Raw genomic sequence first — 17,497 nt, forward strand, 5'->3', positions numbered from 1 at the left:
GGGGGTCGTCTCCACGGCCGACTCGGGGGGGGAGGAGTCGGACCGGGTTAGCACGGTCGCGAACGATCCGTGACTTCCATGGTGTACCCGAGAGCCTTCTCAGGCAAACCCACGCGCCCCACCTTACGCCGAATGGGCTGCGCCTATGCTCGGGCTTGTGGAAAACCACTCCTTGCCGCACTCCGCGCGCCACTCCATGCCCCGCACAGCGGCCTTCTTCGACCTGGACAAGACGGTCATCGCGAAGTCGAGCACGCTCACGTTCAGCAAGTCGTTCTACCAAGGCGGGCTGATCAACCGCAGGGCCGTGTTGCGTACCGCATATGCCCAGTTCGTCTTCCTCGCCGGCGGAGCCGACCACGACCAGATGGAACGGATGCGGGAGTACCTCTCCGCACTGTGCCGCGGGTGGAACGTCCGGTTGGTCAAGGAGCTGGTCGCCGAGACCCTGCACGACCTGATCGACCCGATCATCTACGACGAGGCGGCCTCCCTCATCGAGGAGCACCACACGGCCGGCCGCGACGTCGTGATCGTGTCCACGTCGGGCGCCGAGGTCGTCGAGCCCATCGGCGAGCTGCTCGGCGCGGACCGCGTGGTGGCGACCCGCATGGTCGTGGGTGACGACGGCTGCTTCACCGGGGAGGTGGAGTACTACGCGTACGGCCCGACCAAGGCGGAGGCGATCCGGGAACTGGCCGCGTCCGAGGGATACGACCTGACCCGCTGCTACGCCTACAGCGACTCCGCGACCGACCTGCCGATGCTGGAGGCCGTCGGCCGTCCGCACGCGGTCAACCCCGACCGCGCGCTGCGCCGGGAGGCTCTCGCGCGCGAGTGGCCGATTCTCGACTTCCACCGTCCGGTGCGACTCAAGCAGCGGCTCGGAGGCTTCTCCGTACCCCCGCGCCCCGCACTCGTCGCCGCCGCCGCGATAGGCGCCGCGGCGGCCACCGCAGGCCTCGTCTGGTACGCGAGCCGGCGCCGGTCCGCGGCCGCCTGACCGGCGCACACGGCCCGTTCCGTCCTTTCACCCGCGCATGGGGCGAAAGTAAAGAAGTGCAACGAACTCTTCCGCTTACTCGGGCCCAGGAGTACAAAGGACTCAACGGCCCGCGAGACCAAGGACATCCGAAAGGATCACCTCAAACACGCATTCTGGCCCCACGGACCGAGCACGGACACCGGGCACCCACGCGACGTCGACCCGTCGATTACGGGCCAGCCGCACCAGGTGACGGGCGAAGTTCCCGACCTGATGGGCACATACCGAGGACGCTTGGTAACCCGGCGGTCGTGCCAGCGGCGGTACGAGCATTCGTACCGCCGCATTTCTGCCTCTCAGGCATCCCGAGACCTGCCCGGACCCGCCCCGGCGCGCCCTACGCCGCCCCGCGCTGGAGCGCCTCGCACACCGCCGTCGACTCACGGGCACCCAGCGCGACCGCCTTGCCGCAGTGGGCGATCCAGGCGGCCATGCCGTCCGGGGTCCCCGACACGTAGCCGTCGAGGGCCGCCAGATAGGCCGCGCGCCCCAGCTCGGCGTGCCCGACCTCGGCCGGACAGACCGACTTGGGATCCAGGCCGCTGCCGACCAGGACGATGCGCTCGGCCGCGCGCGCGACCAGTCCGTTGTGGGAGGTGAACGGGCGCAGCGCCAGGAGTTCTCCGTGCACCACGGCGGCCGTGACCAGCGCCGGCGCGGAACCGCCCGCGGTGATCAGCGCGGCCAGCCCGTCCAGGCGGCCGTGCGCCTCCTCGGCGTCGGGCAGCGGCAGTTCGACGAGCGGTTCCGCCACCGGCTCGGCCTTCTGACGGGGCCGCCCCACCTCGTCGGCCTGGGTCGCGGCCGCCACCAGGTGCAGCCGGGCCAGGACCCGCAGCGGCGACTGACGCCAGATGGACAGCAACTGCCCCGCCTCGGCCGTGAGCCGGAGCGCGGCGCCCACCGCGCGGGCCTCGTCGTCGCCGCTGAAGTCGCTGCGCCGGCGCAGCTCCTCCAGGGCCCAGTCCGCCCCGGACAGCGCCGCCGAGCCCCGGGCGCCGCGCAGCGCGGCCTCGGAGGTGATCTCGTTGCTGCGGCGCCGCATGATCCGGTGGCCGTAGACCCGGTCGACGGCCTTGCGGACGGACTCCACGGACTCGGCCACCCCGGGCAGGGCTCCCAGGGCCGCGAGCGGATCGGCGTTGGCGCCTGTCGTACTCATGGGTAAGACCCTACGCAAACCCGCGGCGCACCCCACGAATGAGTGGTCTTCTTCACCCCGCACCGCACTCGGGCGCCACGTACGGCCATCGGGCCACTACCGTTGGTGAACATGAAAATTGCTTTCGTCGGGAAGGGTGGCAGCGGCAAGACGACCCTGTCCTCCCTGTTCGTCCGCCACCTCGCCGCCACCGGCGCACCCGTCGTCGCGATCGACGCCGACATCAACCAGCACCTCGGGGCCGCGCTGGGGCTCGACGACGCGGAGGCGGCCGGGCTGCCCGCGCTGGGCGAGCACCTCCCACTGATCAAGGACCATCTGCGTGGCACCAACCCGCGCATCGCCTCCGCCGAAAAGATGATCAAGACGACTCCGCCCGGCGAGGGTTCGCGCCTCCTGCGGGTGCGCGAGGACAACCCGGTCTACGACGCCTGCGCCCGTCCGGTGGAACTCGACGGCGGGACCGTCCGTTTGATGGTCACCGGGCCCTTCACGGACGCCGACCTGGGGGTCGCCTGCTACCACTCCAAGACCGGAGCGGTGGAGCTGTGCCTGAATCACCTGGTCGACGGCCGTGACGAGTACGTCGTGGTGGACATGACCGCCGGCTCGGACTCGTTCGCCTCCGGCATGTTCACCCGCTTCGACATCACGTTCCTCGTCGCCGAGCCGACCCGGAAGGGGGTCTCCGTCTACCGCCAGTACAAGGAGTACGCCCGCGACTTCGGCGTCACCCTGAAAGTCGTCGGCAACAAGGTGCAGGGCCAGGACGACCTCGACTTCCTGCGCGACCAGGTCGGCGAGGACCTCCTGGTCACCGTCGGGCACTCGGACTGGGTGCGCGCCATGGAGAAGGGCCGCCCGCCCCGGTTCGACCTTCTCGAGGAGGCCAACGACCGGGCGCTGCGCACGCTGCACACGGCCGTCGACGCGACGTACGAGCTGCGGGACTGGGCGCGGTACACGCAGCAGATGGTGCACTTCCACCTGAAGAACGCCCGCAGTTGGGGCAACGAGCGCACGGGGGACGACCTGGCCGCGCAGGTCGACCCCGGCTTCGTGCTCGGCGAGGAGATCACCGCCCCCGCATGACCGCCTCGCGCCACCCGGGGGCGGGCGGTGCTACTGCTTGGCGGCCGGCGCCCCGGGCACTCCCTTCGGCGCCGGCGCGGGCGCGGCCGACAGGAAGGAGGCCCACCCCTTCTCGGGAGCCTCGCCGACGCCGAGGGTGCCCAGCTTCTTGAGCACCTTCGGGTCCTGCGCGTCCAGCCAGTCCGCGAGCTGCCGGAAGGAGACGCAGCGCACCTCCTCCTTCTTGCACACCGTCTCGACGACCTCCTCGACGGCGCGCATGTAGGTGCCGCCGTTCCAGGACTCGAAGTGGTTGCCGATGATCAGGGGCGCCCGGTTGCCGTCGTAGGCCCGGTCGAAGCCCTTGAGCAGGCTGTCGCGCATCTGGTCGCCCCAGAACTCGCGCTTGTCGGGGTCGCCCTGGGTGGCGCTGCCCGACTGGTTGACCATGTAGTTGTAGTCCATGGTGAGCTGCTCGTAGGAGTGGCCGGGGAACGGCACGAGCTGCATCGACAGGTCCCACAGGCCGTCCTTCTTCGACGGCCAGACCTGGTTGTTCACGCCGCTGCTGTCGTAGCGGAAGCCCATCTGGCTCGCGGCCTTCATGAAGTTCTTCTGGCCCTCCAGGCACGGGGTGCGGGCGCCGATCAGCTCCTTGTCGTAGTCGAAGGGGAGGGGCGCCGCGTTCTTCAACCCGGTGTTGGTCTTCCAGGTCTTCACGAACTGCTTGGCCTGGCTGATCTCCTCCTTCCACTCCTCGACGGACCACTCGCCGACGCCGCCGTCGGCGCCGCAGAAGTGCCCGTTGAAGTGGGTGCCGATCTCATTGCCCTCTTGCCACGCCAGCCGCAACTGCTTGACGGTGTCGGTGATGCCCTGCTCGTCGTTGAAGCCGATGTCGGAGCGGCCCGGTGAGTGCTGGGGCGGGCTGTACAGGTCCTTCTTCTCGGTGGGCAGCATGTACACGCCGCTCAGGAAGAACGTCATCTTGGCGTTGTTCTCCTTGGCCACTTCGCGGAAGTGGGAGAACAGCTTCTGACTGTCCTCGCCCGCGCCGTCCCACGAGAACACCACGAACTGCGGGGGCTTCTGGCCGGGCTTGAGGCGTTCGGGCCGGGGCAGGTGCGGCTGGGCCCCGGTGTACGCGGTGGAGCCGTCACCGATCAGCCGGACCGCGTTCTTGGGCGCCGGTGCCGCCTTCCCCTTCTCCTTCTCCGGACCTTGCGTGCCTTCCCCGGAACCGGAGCCGCTGTCGATCGCGCAACCGGCGAGCGACGCGGCGCAGACCGCGGCGACCACGGCGCGCGCGGCCATCCTCTGGGAGGCCATCCTGCGGGTGGCGGCCATGTCCGCCCACCTTCTTCCTTCTCTCGGGCCAACGCCGACAAGGCGATGTCGGGTGCTGAGCCGGGCCGTGCCGTCAGCGCCGTCAAGGTGACACGGAAATGAGAGGGAATTAGTACGACAAGCCGATGAAATGGTCGATTCACTCTAATGCGCGGGGCGTTACTCCATTCGCGGTAAAAACCTATGCCTCTTCTTTACTCTGCATTACTATTCATTTACTCGCTGTAATCGAACGACCCTCAGGAGTCGGGAACATGTCAGCCTGCGTCCCCGCCCGCGCCGATTCGGCACGGACCAAGCACGTCCACCCACCGCACAGCCCGCCGCCCGGCGGTCCCCGGCGCTTCCGCGTCGCGGGCGCCGACGTCTCGGCCGCGATCGCGGTGTTCCTGATCGCCCTGCCCCTCTCCCTGGGCATCGCGCTGGCCACCGGCGCTCCCCTCCAGGCCGGCCTCGTCGCGGCCGCGGTGGGCGGAATCGTCGCCGGACGGATCGGCGGCTGCCCGCTCCAGGTCAGCGGCCCGGCAGCCGGGCTCACCGTGGTCACCGCCGACCTCATCCAGCGCTACGGGTGGCGTACGACCTGCGCCATCACCGTGCTCGCCGGGCTGGCCCAACTGGGCCTGGGCTGCCTGCGCGTGGCGCGCTCGGCGCTCGCCGTGAGCCCCGCCATCGTGCACGGCATGCTCGCCGGCATCGGCGTCACCATCGCCGTCGCCCAACTGCACATCGTCCTCGGCGGCACCCCGCAGAGCTCCGTGCCGGAGAACCTGGTCGCACTGCCCGCCCAGTTGGCGAACCTCCACCCCGCCGACCTGGCCGTGAGCGTGCTGGCCCTGGTCCTTCTGCTGCTGTGGCCCCGCCTTCCCGGCCGGGCCGGTCAGGTGCTGGGCAGAGTGCCCGCCGCCCTGATCGCCGTCGCCGGCGCCACCGCGGTCGCCGCCCTCACCGGGCTGGTCCTGCCCAAGGTCGACCTGCCCTCCTGGAGCAGTCACGCCCTGGCCACGCTGCCCGACGGCCCGGTACTCGGCCTGGTCGCCGCCGTCCTCACCACCACGCTGGTGTGCAGCGTGCAGTCGCTGCTCGGTGCGGTCGCGGTGGACAAACTGGTCGCTGCCCGGCCCACCCCGGCCGGTCACGTCAAGCGTTCCGACCTCGACCGCGAACTGCTCGGACAGGGCGCGGCCAACATCGTCTCCGGGTCGCTGGGCGGGCTGCCCGTCGCCGGGGTGGCCGTGCGCAGTTCCGCGAACGTGGCGGCGGGCGCCGTCAGCCGGAACTCCACGATGCTGCACGGCGTTCTCGTAGTGATCGCCGCACTGCTGCTGGTCCCGGCCCTGGAGCTCATCCCGCTCGCCTCGCTCGCCGCCCTGGTCATGACCGTCGGCTTCAAGATGATCTCGCTGAACCACATCCGCACGGTGACCCGCCACCGCGAGGTGCTGGTCTACGCGGTCACCACCGGCGGCGTGGTCTTCCTCGGCGTCCTGGAGGGCGTCGCCCTGGGCATCGCCGTCGCCGTCGGCGTCGCCCTGCACCGCCTCACCCGCACCCGGATCACCCACGACGAAGCGGAAGGAGTCCACCACGTACATGTGCGCGGCCAGTTGACGTTCCTCGCCGTGCCGCGGCTCAGCCGCCTCCTGCACCAGGTGCCCCACGGGGCGGACGCGGTCGTGGAGCTGGACGGGTCGTTCATGGACCACGCGGCGTACGAGACGCTGCAGGACTGGCAGAAGACCCACATCTCGCAGGGCGGCTCCGTCGACATCACCGGCCGCCGGCCCGGCACCCGCATCTCCGAACCGGCCGCGACCGACGGCTGCCGCTGCCGTCCCTGGACACCGTGGCGCAATCACCAGTGCGACCGCCCCCCGGCGGCACCGCCATCCGGCGCGGACCGGCAGGACACCGCGGGCGGGGCTCGCGACAGGTCCCGCGGCGGGCGCCTCGGCAGAGGTTCGGGCGAGGCTTCCGGCACAGTGCCGGCCGACACGGCGGCCCACAAGACCGCCGGTGAGACGACCGCCCCCGCCACCGGTCCGAGCACACCCGGCACACCCGGCACACCCGGCACACCCGGCATCCCCGACGGACCGGCGAAGCCCGCGATTCCCGCGAACCCCGCGAGACGCTCCGGCGGCGAACTCGCCCGTGGCATCAGCGCGTTCCACCGCAACACCGCGCCCCTGATGCGACGCGAGCTGGCCCGGCTGGCGCGGGAGGGACAGCAGCCCTCCCAGCTCTTCCTGACCTGCGCCGACTCGCGAGTGGTCACATCGATGATCACCTCCAGCGGTCCCGGCGACCTCTTCGTCGTGCGCAACGTCGGCAACTTCGTCCCGTTGCCCGGTGAGGAGAGCGGCGACGACTCGGTGGCCGCGGCGATCGAGTACGCGGTGGACGTGCTGAAGGTGCGGTCCGTCACCGTGTGCGGCCATTCCGGGTGCGGGGCCATGCAGGCGCTGCTCGGTGCCGGACCGGGGGACGGGCACACTCCCCTCCAGCGGTGGCTGCGGCACGGGCTGCCCAGCCTGGAACGCGCACACGCGGACACTGGCACGGACGCGGACACTGGCACGGACGCGGCCACGAACGCGGACGCGGGCTCCGGCGCCGCCGCCCACGCCCGGTCCCACGCCCGGTCCCGCCCCCGTCCCCGTCCCCGTCTGGCCGGACGCGAAATCGCCGACGCGGCCGAGCAACTGTGCCTGGCCAACGTGGTCCAGCAACTGGAGCACCTGCGCGCCCACGCGTCGGTGGCCCGGGCGCTGCGGAGCGGTGACCTGGAGCTGCACGGCATGTACTTCCATCTCGGCGAGGCCCAGTCGTACCTGCTGTCGCAGGAGGCGGAAGGGAGCGTGTTCGAGCTGGTGCCGGAGATCGACCTGACCGCCTGAGAGCGACTGCGCAGTCCGGGCGTTCCGGCGGAGCCGCGGCGCGGGCCGGTGTGAGCGGCGTTACACACGCTGAACCCCGCGCCGTCGGCGTCCGTGGGTACGGGTGACCACGGACCACGAAGCCACGGAGGAGACACCGCAGGCAGACGGCGACCACAACAGGTCTAAACCATTTGCCCGTCGACCCTTGTCATCGGCCCCCCGGGTCTGATGAGCTGTGGCCTGGGACACAACGGACAACCCTGAGAAAGGGAGATGTCGTGAGCAACGAATCCTTGGCCAACCTGCTCAAGGAAGAACGCAGGTTCGCACCCCCCGCCGACCTGGCCGCGAACGCCAACGTCACGGCAGAGGCGTACGAACGGGCCAAGGCTGACAGGCTCGGCTTCTGGGCCGAGCAGGCCCGCCGCCTGACCTGGGCGAAGGAGCCGACCGAGACGCTCGACTGGTCGAACCCGCCGTTCGCCAAGTGGTTCAAGGACGGCAAGCTGAACGTCGCCTACAACTGCGTGGACCGCCACGTGGAGGCCGGTCACGGCGACCGGGTCGCCATCCACTTCGAGGGCGAGCCGGGCGACAGCCGCGCCATCACCTACGCGCAGCTCAAGGACGAGGTCTCCAAGGCCGCCAACGCCCTGCTGGAGCTGGGTGTACGGAAGGGCGACCGGGTCGCCGTCTACATGCCGATGATCCCGGAGACGGCGATCGCGATGCTGGCCTGTGCCCGCATCGGCGCCGCGCACTCCGTCGTCTTCGGCGGCTTCTCCTCGGACGCCCTGGCCACCCGCATCCAGGACGCCGACGCCCGCGTCGTCATCACCGCCGACGGCGGGTACCGGCGCGGCAAGCCGTCCGCGCTCAAGCCCGCCGTCGACGAGGCCGTCGAGCGTGCCGGGATCGTCGAGCACGTGCTCGTCGTCCGCCGCACCGGCCAGGACGTCGCCTGGGACGACTCCCGCGACAAGTGGTGGCACGAGGCCGTCGACGGGCAGTCCGCCGAGCACACGCCCGAGGCGTTCGACGCGGAGCACCCGCTGTTCATCCTGTACACGTCCGGCACGACGGGTAAGCCCAAGGGCATCCTGCACACCTCCGGCGGCTACCTCACGCAGACGGCGTACACGCACTGGGCCGTCTTCGACCTCAAGCCGGAGACCGACGTCTTCTGGTGCACCGCCGACGTCGGCTGGGTCACCGGGCACTCGTACATCGTCTACGGCCCGCTCGCCAACGGCGCGACGCAGGTCATGTACGAGGGCACCCCGGACACCCCGCACCAGGGCAGGTTCTGGGAGATCGTGCAGAAGTACGGGGTGACGATCCTCTACACCGCGCCCACCGCGATCCGGACGTTCATGAAGTGGGGCGACGACATCCCCGCCAAGTTCGACCTGTCGTCCCTGCGCGTCCTCGGCTCGGTCGGCGAGCCGATCAACCCCGAGGCGTGGGTCTGGTACCGCAAGAACATCGGTGCGGACACCACCCCGGTCGTCGACACCTGGTGGCAGACCGAGACCGGCTCGATGATGATCACGCCGCTGCCGGGCGTCACCCACGCCAAGCCGGGCTCCGCCCAGCGTCCGCTGCCCGGCATCTCCGCCACCGTCGTCGACGACGAGGCCAACGAGGTGCCCAACGGCGGGGGCGGCTACCTGGTCCTCACCGAGCCGTGGCCGTCGATGCTGCGCACCATCTGGGGCGACGACCAGCGCTTCATCGACACCTACTGGTCGCGCTTCGAGGGCAAGTACTTCGCGGGCGACGGCGCCAAGAAGGACGACGACGGCGACATCTGGCTCCTCGGCCGCGTCGACGACGTGATGCTCGTCTCGGGGCACAACATCTCCACCACCGAGGTCGAGTCGGCCCTCGTCTCCCACCCCTCGGTCGCCGAGGCGGCCGTAGTCGGCGCGGCGGACGAGACCACCGGGCAGGCCATCGTCGCCTTCGTGATCCTGCGCGGCACCACCGCCGAGAGCGACGGCCTGATCGCCGAGCTGCGCGACCACGTCGGTGCCACCCTCGGCCCGATCGCCAAGCCCAAGCGGATCCTGCCGGTCTCGGAGCTGCCGAAGACCCGCTCCGGCAAGATCATGCGGCGTCTGCTGCGCGACGTCGCGGAGAACCGCCAGGTCGGCGACGTCACGACGCTGGCCGACTCCACGGTGATGGACCTCATCCAGTCCAAGCTCCCGGCCGCGCCCAGCGAGGACTGAGCCACGGACACCGAGGGCACCCGGCACAGCGCACGTGCCGGGTGCCCTCGCCCGGTGTGAGCACCGGGGCCCGGGTAAGCTGGGGAGAACGTAAGAGACCCATCAAGATCCTCATGGTGCGCCGGGAAGTCTGGTCGGCACGCATTCCGTGCTGCCCACCGACCGGAGGTTCTCCCCGTGACCGCGCCCCGCACCCCCCGCAAGGCCTTCGGACGGCTGTCCCTTCCGGAGCGCACCTACATCGCGGACGCGCTGCGCACCGAAACCGTCGGCGGCGTCCTGCTGCTGCTCGCCGCGATCGCCGCCCTGGTCTGGGCGAACATACCGGCGCTGCACGACAGCTACGAGAGCGTCAGCCACTTCCACTTCGGCCCCGGGGCACTCGGCCTCAACCTGTCGGTGGCGCACTGGGCGGCCGACGGACTCCTCGCGATCTTCTTCTTCGTCGCCGGCATCGAACTCAAACGCGAACTGGTCGCCGGTGACCTCAAGGATCCCAAGGCCGCCGCGCTCCCGGTGATCGCGGCGCTGTGCGGCATGGCTGTACCGGCGGTCGTCTACACCGTCACCGCCACCGTGGGCGGCGGCTCCCTGTCCGGCTGGGCCGTGCCGACCGCCACCGACATCGCCTTCGCACTCGCGGTGCTCGCCGTCATCGGCACGTCGCTGCCGAGCGCCCTGCGCGCCTTCCTGCTGACCCTCGCCGTCGTCGACGACCTGTTCGCCATCCTGATCATCGCGGTCTTCTTCACCGACACCCTGAACTTCGCCGCGCTGGGCGGCGCGGTCGTCGGCCTCGTCGTGTTCTGGCTGCTGCTGCGCAAGGGCGTACGCGGCTGGTACGTGTACGTCCCGCTCGGCCTGGTGATCTGGGGCCTGATGTACAACAGCGGCGTCCACGCCACCATCGCCGGTGTCGCGATGGGCCTCATGCTGCGCTGCCACACGCGCGAGGGCGAGGACCACTCCCCCGGCGAGCACATCGAGCACCTCGTGCGTCCCCTGTCGGCCGGTCTGGCCGTGCCGCTGTTCGCCCTGTTCAGTGCGGGTGTGGCCGTCTCCGGCGGGGCGCTGGCCGACGTGTTCACCAAGCCGGAGACCCTCGGCGTGGTGCTCGGACTCGTCCTCGGCAAGACGCTGGGCATCTTCGGCGGCACCTGGCTGACGTCCCGGTTCACCAAGGCGTCGCTCAGCGAGGACCTGGCGTGGGCCGACGTGTTCGCGGTGGCCACCCTGGCCGGCATCGGGTTCACCGTCTCGCTGCTCATCGGTGAGCTGGCCTTCGAGGGCGACGCGGCGATGACCGACGAGGTCAAGGCCGCCGTCCTGTGCGGCTCGCTGATCGCGGCGGCGCTGGCGACGGTGCTGCTGAAGGTACGGAACGCGAAGTACCGGGGGATGGTCGCGGAGGAGGAGCGCGACGACGACCTCAGCGGTGTCCCCGACATCTACGAGGAGGACGACCCGGCCTACCACCTGCGCATGGCCGCCGTCCACGAGAAGAAGGCCGCCGAGCACCGCCGGATCGCCGAGGAGATGCAGTCGGCGCGGCTTGCCGAAGTGGCGGGCGGGGCAGGCGAGGAGGACGACCGTCCGGCATGATCTGACGAGACGGTACAAAAGACGGAACCGTACTCAGACGAGCCAGCAGGAGAGGGAGACCGCGATGAGCGCACCCGACGGCAGCCCGGTCGGCACCGAACGCACCATCGGCGAACTGTTCGCCTCGGCGACCACCGAAATGTCGGCGCTCGTGCACGACGAGATCGCGCTGGCGAAGGCGCAGCTCAAGACGGACGTCAAGCGCGGGGTGACCAGCGGTGGCGCCCTGTCCGCCGCGGGCCTGGTCCTGCTCTTCTCGCTGCCGATGCTGAGCTTCGCGCTCGCCTACGGCATCCGCACCTGGAGCCACTGGAACCTCGCCGTCTGCTTCCTGCTGTCCTTCGCGGCCAATGTTCTGGTCGCGCTCCTCCTCGCGCTGATCGGCATCGTCTTCGCGAAGAAGGCCAAGAAGGGCCGCGGACCGCAGAAGGTGGCCGCCTCGGTGAAGCAGACGGCCGGCGTGCTCCAGAACGTCAAGCCGCACCCGCGTCCGGAACTGCCCGCGGACCGGTCCCCCGAGGCGATCGAGGCTGTGGCACGCTCGTCCTCATGACGGGCTCCACCACCCCTTCGGGGCAATCCCCCTCGGCGCAGCACCCCACCTCGGTCGTCCGGCTCGGCATCCCCGGCGGACCCGAGGTGACCCACCGCGACGTCGCGGCCAACGGCGCCCGCTTCCACATCGCCGAACTGGGCGACGGGCCGCTGGTGCTGCTGCTGCACGGTTTCCCGCAGTTCTGGTGGACCTGGCGGCACCAACTGGTGGCGCTCGCCGACGCCGGTTTCCGCGCGGTCGCCATGGACCTGCGCGGCGTCGGGGGCAGCGACCGCACCCCGCGCGGCTACGACCCGGCGGGACTCGCCCTCGACATCACCGGCGTGGTCCGCTCCCTGGGCGAGCCGGACGCCGCGCTGGTCGGTCACGACCTCGGCGGCTACCTGGCCTGGACGGCCGCCGCGATGCGTCCCAAGCTCGTACGGCGGCTCGCGGTGTCCTCCATGCCGCACCCCCGGCGCTGGCGCTCGGCCATGCTCGGGGACGTCCGGCAGAGCCGGGCGGGCTCCTACGTCTGGGGATTCCAGCGCCCCTGGGTGCCGGAGCGTCAACTGACCGCGGACGACGGCGCGCTGGTGGGCCGGCTGCTCCACGAGTGGTCCGGGCCGCGGCCCCTCGACGAGGAGGCGGTGGCGGTGTACCGCCGCGCCATGTGCATCCCCTCCACGGCGCACTGCTCGGTCGAGCCGTACCGCTGGCTGGTGCGTTCCCTGGCCCGTCCGGACGGCGTCCAGTTCTACCGGCGAATGAAGCGGCCGGTGCGCGTGCCGACGCTGCATCTGCACGGTTCCCTGGACCCCGTGATGCGGACGCGGAGCGCGGCCGGGTCGGGGCAGTACGTCGAAGCGCCCTACCGCTGGCGGCTGTTCGACGGGCTCGGGCACTTCCCGCACGAAGAGGATCCGGTCGCTTTCTCTACCGAACTGATCAACTGGCTGAAGGATCCCGAACCCGACCGGTGACCGTGACGCGAGCGATCGGTCACCGAACGGATGCGCCCGGTATCCGAACCGGAACGCTCGTCACATGAACGGCCACTTGCCCGGCGCATAGGCCAATTGGGGGCTCCGGGAACGGTTATCGACCTTGGGGCGGGGGCACACGTCCCGGTATGGGCTGGACGCACGACTACAGTGACGTAGCACGCGACGGCCGCTCCACGAGCGGCGCGAGCAGTACCCACCGACGCGGCGGCACCCCGCAACTCGCGGGTGCGGACCTGCGGGTGGGCATTCCGCGCATCCTGCGCCGCCGGGCCCGCTGGGTCTCCGTACGCCTGCGCCATCCACGCACCTGAGGCACCGCGCCGCCGCACCGGCGGCCGGACCCGCCCGCGGACCTAGAGGGCGCAGCGGTCGCTGTCCACCTGCTGGTCGGCGGTGCGGCCCTTGCTGATGTCGTCGCGGATCTCGTCCGCCGTGAGCGCGTAGCCGGTGTCGGGGTCGTCCAGGGACTTGGCGAACACCACGCCGTACACCTCGCCCTGCGGGGTCAGCAGCGGTCCGCCGGAGTTGCCCTGACGGACGGTCGCGTACAGCGAGTAGACGTCCCGTCGGACGGTGTCGCGGTGGTAGATGTCGGGGCCGTTGGCCGTGATGCGCCCGCGGACCCGGGCGGCGCGGACGTCGTACGCCCCGTTCTCCGGGAAGCCCGCGACGATCGCGCCGTCGTTGCGCTGTGCTTCCTGGTCCTCGCCCGTGAACCGCAGGGCGGGCGCGTTCAGTTCGGGCACGTCCAGTACGGCGATGTCGCGCCGCCAGTCGTAGAGGACGACCGTCGCGTCGTACTTGCGGCCCTCGCCGCCTATCTGCACCGTGGGCTCGTCGACGCCGCCCACGACGTGGGCGTTGGTCATCACGCGGCGGTCGGAGAAGACGAATCCGGTGCCCTCCAGGACCTTGCCGCAGTCGGGGGCGGTGCCCATGACCTTGACGATGGAGCGCTTGGCACTGACGGCGACCGGGCTGTTCGCCAGCACCGGGTCCGGCGGCGGGGTGTCGGGGATCGTCTCGTTGGAGAACGGGCTGAAGACCTGCGGGAAGCCGTTCTTGTCGAGGACCGAGGTGAAGTTGTCGAACCAGTTCTCGGCGCCCGCGGGCAGGACCTCCTGCACTCCCGCCAGCACCGTGGACTGCCGCACCTCCTTGCCGACCGTCGGCATCGTGGTCCGCGCGAGGGCGGAGCCGAGCAGCCAGGCGACCAGGAGCATCGCGACGACGTTGACCAGGGCGCCGCCGGTGGCGTCCAGGGCGCGGGCCGGGGACCACGTGATGTAGCGGCGCAGCTTGTTGCCCAGATGGGTCGTCAGGGCCTGGCCGACCGAGGCGCACACGATGACGACGACGACCGCGACGACCGCGGCGGTCGTGCTCACCTCCGCGTCGTCGGTCAGCGCGTCCCAGATCACCGGCAGCAGGTAGACGGCGACGAGTCCGCCGCCGAGGAAGCCGATCACCGACAGGATGCCGACGACGAAGCCCTGCCGGAAGCCGACGATCGCGAACCAGACGGCGGCCAGCAGCAACAGGATGTCCAGCACGTTCACCGATTCAGGCCTCGTCTTGTCGTCTGCGGTACGCAGGCCACCCTGTCATGCGCGCCAGTCCAGCGGGACCTGCTTCTCGCGGTCCCATGGCCGCTCCCAGCCCGCGAAGTGCAGCAGCCGGTCGATGATGCCGGCCGTGAAGCCCCACACGAGCGCCGATTCGACCAGGAATGCCGGACCTCGGTGGCCGCTGGGGTGCACGGTGGTCACCCGGTTGGCGGGGTCCGTGAGATCCGACACGGGGACCTTGAAGACGCGCGCCGTCTCGGCCGGGTCGACGACACCGACCGGGCTGGGCTCGCGCCACCAGGCCAGCACCGGCGTGACGACGAAGCCGCTCACCGGGATGTAGAGCTTGGGCAGGACGCCGAAGAGCTGGACGCCGGACGGATCGAGACCGGTCTCCTCCTCCGCCTCGCGCAGGGCGGCCCGCAGCGGTCCGTCGCCGCGCGGATCACCGTCCTCGGGGTCGAGGGCGCCGCCCGGGAAGGCGGGCTGGCCCGGATGGGAGCGCAGGGAACCGGCCCGCTCCATGAGCAGCAGCTCGGGGCCGCGGCCCGACTCCCGGCCGTCCCCGCCCTCTCGGGTGCCGTCGCCGAAGAGGATCAGGACGGCGGACTGGCGGCCGGCGCCGTCCTCGGGCGGCAGGAAGCGGCTGAGCTGGGTGGGCCGGACCGTCTCGGCCGCCCGCACCACCGGGTCCAGCCAGCCCGGCAGGCCCTCCTTGCTGAGCGTCGCGTCCCCGGCGGCGTGCCGCATGGGGCCCTGTGTGTCACTCACCCGTGTCATCTCCACCCCCGTCCTGCCGACTCCAACGCCCGACGCCCCCGAGATCGTTCCGTCACCCCGCCCCCAGCGGCGGCGCCGGCTTCCCGCCCGCGTCCAGGTAGGCCTGCGGGGGCTTGAGCCGCTGCCCCGGGAAGCCGCCCTTCTCGTACTTGAGCAGCTTCTTCGCCTTCTCGGGATCGGTCTCGCCCTCGCCGTACGCCGGGCACAGCGGGGCGATGGGACAGGCTCCGCAGGCGGGCTTGCGGGCGTGGCAGATGCGGCGGCCGTGCCAGATCACGTGGTGCGAGAGGTCGGTCCAGTCGCTCTTCGGGAAGAGCGCGCCGACGGCGGCCTCGATCTTGTCCGGGTCGGTCTCCTCGGTCCACCGCCAGCGGCGCACCAGGCGCTGGAAGTGCGTGTCCACGGTGATGCCGGGCCGGCCGTAGGCGTTGCCGAGCACGACGAAGGCGGTCTTGCGGCCCACGCCGGGCAGCTTGACCAGGTCTTCGAGGCGACCGGGGACCTCGCCGCCGAAGTCCTCGACCAGGGCCTTGGACAGCCCTATGACCGACCTGGTCTTGGCCCGGAAGAAGCCGGTCGGGCGCAGGATCTCCTCGACCTCCTCGGGGACGGCGGCGGCCAGGTCCTCGGGGGTGGGGTACTTGGCGAAGAGGGCGGGCGTCGTCTGGTTGACCCTGAGGTCGGTGGTCTGGGCGGACAGCACGGTGGCCACGACCAACTGGAACGGGTTCTCGAAGTCCAGCTCCGGGTGGGCGTACGGATAGACCTCGGCGAGTTCGCGGTTGATGCGGCGGGCGCGGCGGACCAGCGCGGTGCGGGACTCGCCGGGGGGCGAGGCCGGGGTGACGGTCTTCGCCGGGGCGACGCCCTTGACGGCGGCGGTGGCCTTCTTCGGCGCCACGGCGGGCTTCTTGGCGGGCGCCTGCCGCTTGAGGGGCGCGGCTTTCTTGGCGGCGGTCTTCTTGCCGGCGGGGGCCTGTTTGCCGGCGGTGGCTTTCTCACCGGCGGTGGCTTTCCCGGCCGCGGCTGCCTTCTTCGCCGCGGACGTCTTCTCGGTGGCGGTGGCGGTGGCGGCTGCCTTCTTCGCCGCGGCCTTCCCGCCCGAGCCGGTCTCCGTGCTCGCGGTTGTCTTCTTGCTCGCGGTTGTCTTCTTGCTCGCGGAGGACTTCTTCACGGCACCCTTCTCCGCAGTCACCCTCTTGGCAGGCACTGCCTTCTTTGTCGCTTTCGCCGTTCTCCTACCGCCATCGGGACCCTGTTCGCCCACAGCGGAATCGGGCCGGCCCGTCACCCGCGCAGCCCCCTGAGCCTGTGCTCTCACCGGCGATTTGGACACCCGGCCAGCCTACGGCCCGGCGCCGACATCCGCCCCGGACCTCGAAGATCGGCGCCCAATTGGACCCCTGCCGCGTACCCCGGGGCGTCGGTGCGGCATCCTTGTGACAGATCACACTGTTTGGACTGTCCGGCAAAATGGGCACCACGGACCCCTGGTACACCGGGGGAACAAGATCCTCTGAGCCGGTCGACAAGGAGAGAACTCGTGGACGACGTTCTGCGGCGCAACCCGCTCTTCGCGGCGCTCGACGACGAGCAATCCGCGGAGCTCCGCGCCTCCATGAGTGAGGTGACCCTCGCCCGCGGCGACACCCTGTTCCACGAGGGGGACCCCGGAGACCGCCTCTACGTGGTCACGGAAGGCAAGGTCAAGCTCCACCGCACGTCCCCCGACGGGCGCGAGAACATGCTGGCCGTCGTCGGCCCCAGCGAGCTAATCGGCGAGCTGTCGCTCTTCGACCCGGGCCCGCGCACGGCCACCGGCACCGCGCTGACCGAGGTCAAGCTCCTCGCCCTCGGCCACGGCGACCTCCAGCCCTGGCTGAACGTCCGCCCCGAGGTCGCCACCGCCCTGCTGCGCGCCGTCGCCCGCCGCCTGCGCAAGACCAACGACGCCATGTCCGACCTGGTCTTCTCGGACGTCCCCGGCCGTGTCGCCCGCGCCCTGCTGGACCTCTCCCGCCGCTTCGGCGTGCAGTCGGAGGAGGGCATCCACGTGGTGCACGACCTCACGCAGGAGGAGCTGGCCCAACTGGTCGGCGCGTCCCGCGAGACGGTCAACAAGGCGCTGGCGGACTTCGCCCAGCGCGGCTGGCTCCGCCTGGAAGCCCGCGCGGTGATCCTCCTGGACGTCGAGCGGCTGGCCAAGCGCTCCCGCTGACGCACCGCGGGCACACCGCCGACGCACCACCGACGCACCGTCGGCG

The 17,497-nt window shown here is 70.9% G+C and carries 14 protein-coding genes; 9 read left to right on the forward strand and 5 right to left on the reverse strand.

From position 1 onward, the window contains the following. Positions 1-145 precede the first annotated feature (145 nt). On the forward strand, positions 146-1,003 hold the full coding sequence (locus IG88_RS0118060) for an HAD family hydrolase (protein WP_031041829.1): 858 nt from the start codon (positions 146-148) through the stop codon (positions 1,001-1,003). 379 nt (positions 1,004-1,382) lie between these two features. Here IG88_RS0118060 and IG88_RS0118065 read toward each other — a convergent pair whose 3' ends face one another. Next, positions 1,383-2,207, reverse strand: a complete 825-nt coding sequence (locus tag IG88_RS0118065) for a Fic family protein (protein WP_031041831.1) — start codon at positions 2,205-2,207, stop codon at positions 1,383-1,385. Between the two features lie 111 nt (positions 2,208-2,318). On the opposite strand from IG88_RS0118065, the gene IG88_RS0118070 reads away from it, so the two are divergent. After that, the gene (locus IG88_RS0118070; protein WP_031041835.1) at positions 2,319-3,299 is read left to right on the forward strand and encodes an ATP-binding protein; all 981 of its coding nucleotides are present in this window, start codon (positions 2,319-2,321) and stop codon (positions 3,297-3,299) included. A 30-nt stretch (positions 3,300-3,329) separates the two neighbouring features. Here the strand turns inward: IG88_RS0118070 and IG88_RS0118075 are convergent, their stop codons facing one another. Then, positions 3,330-4,625, reverse strand: coding sequence for a polysaccharide deacetylase family protein (locus IG88_RS0118075; RefSeq protein ID WP_031041837.1), 1,296 nt, complete (start codon positions 4,623-4,625; stop codon positions 3,330-3,332). 254 nt (positions 4,626-4,879) lie between these two features. On the opposite strand from IG88_RS0118075, the gene IG88_RS0118080 reads away from it, so the two are divergent. From IG88_RS0118080 to IG88_RS41375, 6 genes are all read left to right on the forward strand, one after another. Then, positions 4,880-7,525 carry a SulP family inorganic anion transporter gene (locus tag IG88_RS0118080; protein ID WP_031041839.1) on the forward strand — a complete coding sequence of 882 codons (2,646 nt, stop codon included), beginning with the start codon at positions 4,880-4,882 and terminating at the stop codon, positions 7,523-7,525. Positions 7,526-7,785: 260 nt separating this feature from the next. Then, positions 7,786-9,741: an acetate--CoA ligase gene (gene acs, locus IG88_RS0118085; RefSeq protein WP_031041844.1), complete on the forward strand. Its 1,956-nt coding sequence runs from the start codon at positions 7,786-7,788 to the stop codon at positions 9,739-9,741. A gap of 177 nt (positions 9,742-9,918) precedes the next feature. Continuing rightward, entirely contained in the window at positions 9,919-11,343 is a 1,425-nt protein-coding gene (gene nhaA, locus IG88_RS0118090) for a Na+/H+ antiporter NhaA (protein ID WP_031041846.1), read from the forward strand. Positions 11,344-11,407: 64 nt separating this feature from the next. Further along, a complete protein-coding gene (locus IG88_RS0118095; protein ID WP_031041849.1) occupies positions 11,408-11,896 on the forward strand; it encodes a phage holin family protein in 489 nt (162 codons plus the stop codon). After that, positions 11,893-12,861 (forward strand): alpha/beta fold hydrolase, encoded by a 969-nt coding sequence (locus IG88_RS0118100; RefSeq protein WP_031041852.1) that lies wholly within the window; start codon positions 11,893-11,895, stop codon positions 12,859-12,861. Before IG88_RS0118095 ends, IG88_RS0118100 begins: the two co-directional genes overlap by 4 nt. A 149-nt stretch (positions 12,862-13,010) precedes the next feature. Next, positions 13,011-13,196: a hypothetical protein gene (locus IG88_RS41375; RefSeq protein ID WP_078861527.1), complete on the forward strand. Its 186-nt coding sequence runs from the start codon at positions 13,011-13,013 to the stop codon at positions 13,194-13,196. 42 nt (positions 13,197-13,238) lie between these two features. Here the strand turns inward: IG88_RS41375 and IG88_RS0118105 are convergent, their stop codons facing one another. From IG88_RS0118105 to nth, 3 genes are read right to left on the reverse strand one after another with little or no spacing between them, the layout of a single operon-like run. Continuing rightward, a complete protein-coding gene (locus IG88_RS0118105) occupies positions 13,239-14,444 on the reverse strand; it encodes a MarP family serine protease (protein WP_031041854.1) in 1,206 nt (401 codons plus the stop codon). Positions 14,445-14,489: 45 nt separating this feature from the next. Continuing rightward, positions 14,490-15,233, reverse strand: coding sequence for an NUDIX hydrolase (locus IG88_RS0118110; RefSeq protein ID WP_031041857.1), 744 nt, complete (start codon positions 15,231-15,233; stop codon positions 14,490-14,492). A 52-nt stretch (positions 15,234-15,285) separates the two neighbouring features. Then, on the reverse strand, positions 15,286-16,407 hold the full coding sequence (gene nth / locus IG88_RS38750) for an endonuclease III (RefSeq protein ID WP_031041860.1): 1,122 nt from the start codon (positions 16,405-16,407) through the stop codon (positions 15,286-15,288). 369 nt (positions 16,408-16,776) lie between these two features. Here nth and IG88_RS0118120 point away from each other — a divergent pair, with 369 nt between their 5' ends. Beyond that, positions 16,777-17,451 carry a Crp/Fnr family transcriptional regulator gene (locus tag IG88_RS0118120; protein WP_003975365.1) on the forward strand — a complete coding sequence of 225 codons (675 nt, stop codon included), beginning with the start codon at positions 16,777-16,779 and terminating at the stop codon, positions 17,449-17,451. The last annotated feature ends 46 nt before the right edge of the window (positions 17,452-17,497 follow it).

It is taken from the genome of Streptomyces sp. NRRL F-5650 (genome assembly GCF_000721365.1).
Lineage (GTDB): Bacteria > Actinomycetota > Actinomycetes > Streptomycetales > Streptomycetaceae > Streptomyces > Streptomyces ardesiacus.